The following is a 4,243-nucleotide window of genomic DNA, read 5'->3' as shown; positions in this document are numbered from 1 at the left end:
TCCCCGCGCAGGTGGCGCTCGCGCTCGTGCTCACCCTCGGCGCGGGGCTGATGCTGCGGAGCTTCCAGGAGCTCCGCGGCGTGAACCCGGGGTTCCGGGCGGAAGGCGTCCTCGCGCTGCGGGTGATGCCCCCCTCGGCAGAGTACTCGGAGCCGGAGCGGCTGCGGGGGTTCTGGGACGACGCCCTGTCGCGCGTGGCGGCCCTTCCCGGCGTGAGCGCGGTGGGTGCGATCCACCTCCTGCCGCTGGGCGGGAGCAACTGGGGCTCGCCCCTGACCGCGCAGGGGCGGGAGGGGCTTCCCGAGGTGGACTGGAGGGTGGTGACGCCCGGGTACTTCGGCGCGGCGGGCGTCCCGCTGGTTCGCGGCCGGGCGTTCACGGAAGCCGACCGGGAGGGGGCCGCGCCCGTGGCGGTGGTCAACCAGACGCTGGCGCGGCGCCTCTTCCCCGGAGAGGACCCGGTCGGGAAGCAGGTCTCCACCGTGTTCGAGGGCGAAGGCAGCTGGGTGACCATCGTGGGCGTGGTCGGCGACACGCGCGACCAGAGCCTGGCGACCCCGGCGCGCCCGCAGCTCTACCGCCCCTTCGCCCAGCGCTCCACCGGCTCCATGACGATGCTGGTGAGGACCCGCCAGGACCCCGCCGGGCTCTCCCGCGCGGTGCACGAGGCGGTCTGGTCGCTCGACCGGAACGTCCCCATCTCCGACGTCCGCCCGCTGGGGCGGGTCGTGTCCGAGTCGCTCTCGCAGCCCCGCGTGCTGGTGCTCCTGCTCGGCGGCTTCGGCGTCCTGGCGCTCGTCCTCGGGGCGATCGGCATCTACGGCGTGGTCTCCTACGGCGTGGCGCAGCGCTCCCGCGAGTTCGGGGTCCGCATGGCGCTGGGGGCGCGCGCGGGCGACGTGCTGCGCCTGGTGCTCGGCGGCGCCTTCCGCCTGGCGGCCGCCGGGGTGCTGGCCGGCGTGGCCGCGTCGCTCGTCCTGGCGCGGCTCCTCGCCTCGCAGCTCTACGGGGTCCGCCCCACCGATCCGGCCACCTTCCTGGGAGTGGCGGCGCTGCTCGCGGCCGTCGCCCTCGTCGCCAGCTGGCTTCCCGCGCGCCGCGCCACCCGCGTGGACCCGATGGTTGCGCTGCGCGCCGACTGAGTGCATCCTGACGCCATGCACTCCCCGACGCACGATCCTCCCCGCATCCTCGTCGCCGACGACCAGCCCGACGTCCTCGAAGCCCTCCGCCTCCTGCTGAAGGGGGAGGGCTTCCGGATCGAGACGGCGTCGTCCCCCGCCGGGATTCTGGCCGCCGTGCGCGACCGGGAGCTGGACGTGGTGCTCATGGACCTGAACTACGCCCGCGACACCACCTCCGGGCGCGAAGGGCTGGACCTGCTGGGCGAGCTGCAGGCGATGGACGCCACCCTCCCCGTGGTGGTGATGACCGCGTGGGGGAGCGTGGAGGGGGCGGTGGAGGCCATGCGCCGCGGCGCCCGCGACTACGTGGAGAAGCCGTGGGACAACGCGCGCCTCCTCGCCATCCTCCGCTCGCAGGTGGAGCTGGGGCGCGCCCTGCGGCGCACGCAGCGGCTGGAGCAGGAGAACTCGCGCCTGCGCAGCGACGGCCGCCCCGCCATGATCGCCGAGTCGCGCGCCATGCAGCCGGTGCTGCGGATGATGGAGCGCATCGGCCCCTCCGACGCGCACGTGCTCATCACCGGCGAGCACGGCACCGGGAAGGACGTGGTCGCCCGCTGGCTGCACGCCGTCTCCGGGCGCGCCGGGCGGGCGCTGGTCACGGTCAACGCCGGGGCTATCGCCGAGGGGGTGTTCGAGAGCGAGCTGTTCGGGCACGTGAAGGGCGCCTTCACCGACGCCCGCGCGGACCGCGTGGGCGCCTTCGAGCTGGCGGACGGGGGGACGCTCTTCCTGGACGAGATCGGCACCATGCCGCCGGAGCAGCAGGCCAAGCTGCTGCGCGTGCTGCAGACCGGCGAGTTCCAGCGCGTGGGCACCTCCCGCACCCGGAAGGTGGACGTGCGCGTGCTCTCCGCCACCAACACCGACCTCGCCCAGGCGGTGGCCGAGGGGCGCTTCCGCGAGGACCTGCTCTTCCGCCTGAACACGGTGGAGATCCACGTCCCCCCGCTGCGCGAGCGCCGCGAGGACGTCCCCCTCCTGGCGACGCACTTCCTCCACCGCCAGGCCGACGCGTACCGCAAGCACCTCACCGGCTTCGAGCCGGAGGCCATGCAGGCGCTCCTCTCCTATCCGTGGCCGGGGAACGTCCGGGAGCTGGAGCACACCATCGAGCGCGCGGTGCTCCTGGCCGAGGGGCCGCTGATCGCCCCGGAGGACCTGACGCTCCGCGGGCGCCGCTCCGCCTCCGCCGGCGCGGGTGCGGCCACGCTGGAAGAGATGCCGCTCGAGGAGGTGGAGCGCGTGCTGATCCGCAAGGCGCTGGAGCGCCACGCCGGCAACGTCAGCCAGGCGGCGGAGGCGCTGGGGCTGAGCCGGAGCGCCCTGTACCGGCGGCTCCAGCGCTACGGGCTGTGAGGTCTGGAACGGCTCTTCACAGCTCGTTCGGGCGTGCCCCCGCTGGCGCGGGGTCGGGCTGCGGCGCCGTAGAGCACGATACGACCGTGCTCAACGGCGGCGAGCCCCCGCAAACAGCCGCGGGGTCTCGCCCCTTCGGGCTCGCATCCCTCACGCGGGCTCCTCGCGAGGGGAGAGGGGGAGCACGACGGCGCCGAGTCTCGGGAAGCCCTCCCCCAGAATTGGGGGAGGGTGGCGGCTCTCAGGCCGCCGGGTGGGGGCCTGCCGGGTGGGGGCCCGCCCCGGGGGCGCGAGCCTTTCCTGCACCGTGACCCCCCCCTCCCCTCCCCGCCGCAGGCGGCGTCCCCCCAGCCACCAGCGCCGGGTCCTCCGCCTGGCGCTCCTGACCGGGCTCCCCGGCGCCGCGACGGCGCTCCTGCTGCTGTGGACGGGGCCGTACGACGACAAGCTCCGCTGGACCCTCACGCTGTTCGTCGTCGTGGGGTGGCTGGGGTTCGCGTTCACGCTGCGGGAGCGGGTGATCCGCCCGCTGCAGACGCTCTCCAACCTCCTCGCCGCCCTGCGCGAGGGGGACTTTTCCATGCGGGCGCGCGGCTCCGGGACCGACGACGCCCTCGGGCTCGCCTTCCTGGAGGCCAACGCCCTGGCCGACACGCTGCGCGAGCAGCGCGTCCGCGCGCTGGAGGCCACCGCCCTGCTCCGCCGCGTCATGGACGAGATCGACGTGGCCGTCTTCGCCTTCGACGAGGAGGCGCGGGTGCGGCTCGCCAACCGGGCCGGGGAGCGGCTCCTGGGGCAGCCGACGGAGCGGATCCTGGGGCGCACCGCGGCGGAGGTGGGGCTGGACGCCCCGCTGGAGGGCGAGTCGCCCCGCACGCTGGACCGCGCCTTCGCCGGGGGGAACGGCCGGTGGGAGGTGCGGCGGGCGCCGTTCCGGCAGGGCGGGCGCCCCCACCAGCTCCTGGTCCTGGCCGACGTGAGCCGCATCGCCCGCGAGGAGGAGCGCCAGGCGTGGCAGAGGCTGATCCGCGTCCTCTCGCACGAGATCAACAACTCGCTCGCCCCCATCCGCAGCATCGCCGGCACGCTGCAGGGGCTCCTGGGCGCCCCCGCCCGCCCCGACGACCTGGACGACGACCTGCGCAGCGGCCTGGCGGTGATCGCCGGCCGCTCCGAGGCGCTGAGCCGCTTCATGTCGTCGTACGCGCGGCTGGCGCGCCTCCCCCCGCCGGAGCGCGCGCCGGTGGACGTGGGCGCCTGGGTCCGGCGGGTCGCCGCGCTGGAGACCCGCCTCCCGGTGCGGGTGGTCCCCGGCCCGGAGCTCACCATCCCCGCCGACGGCGACCAGCTCGACCAGCTCCTCATCAACCTGGTGCGCAACGCCGCCGACGCGGCGCTGGAGACCGGCGGGGGCGTGGAGGTTGGGTGGCGCGAGGAAGGGGGGCGGCTGGAGGTCTGCGTCGAGGACGAGGGGCCGGGGCTCTCCGAGACCGCCAACCTCTTCGTCCCCTTCTTCACCACCAAGCCGCAGGGGACAGGGATCGGCCTGGTCCTCAGCCGCCAGATCGCCGAAGGGCACGGCGGCACCCTCGCTCTGGAGAACCGCGACGGCGCGCGCGGGACGAAGGCGCGGCTGACGCTGCCCGTGGCCTGAGCCGGGCGCCGTCCCCCCGCGCGTCGGTACGGGATGCGCAGAGCCC

General features: G+C 75.3%; 3 protein-coding genes. All 3 read left to right on the top strand.

Annotation, left to right across the window (positions count from 1 at the left end):
* Positions 1-1,142 (top strand): ABC transporter permease (locus VGR37_07880; protein ID HEV2147308.1); only part of this gene is annotated, 1,142 nt, incomplete at its 5' end.
* A gap of 15 nt (positions 1,143-1,157) precedes the next feature.
* The gene (locus VGR37_07875) at positions 1,158-2,543 is read left to right on the top strand and encodes a sigma-54 dependent transcriptional regulator (protein HEV2147307.1); all 1,386 of its coding nucleotides are present in this window, start codon (positions 1,158-1,160) and stop codon (positions 2,541-2,543) included.
* Between the two features lie 307 nt (positions 2,544-2,850).
* Positions 2,851-4,197: an ATP-binding protein gene (locus VGR37_07870; GenBank protein ID HEV2147306.1), complete on the top strand. Its 1,347-nt coding sequence runs from the start codon at positions 2,851-2,853 to the stop codon at positions 4,195-4,197.
* The last annotated feature ends 46 nt before the right edge of the window (positions 4,198-4,243 follow it).

It is taken from the genome of Longimicrobiaceae bacterium (assembly GCA_035936415.1).
Taxonomy (GTDB): Bacteria; Gemmatimonadota; Gemmatimonadetes; order Longimicrobiales; family Longimicrobiaceae; genus JAFAYN01.
The sequence above is the reverse complement of the archived record's forward strand: the minus strand, read 5'-3'. Positions and strand labels throughout refer to the sequence as shown.

Excerpts from the sequence above, each read along its gene's own strand:
- VGR37_07875 (HEV2147307.1), top strand. The coding sequence starts at position 1,158 with ATGCACTCCCCGACGCACGATCCTCCCCGCATCCTCGTCGCCGACGAC.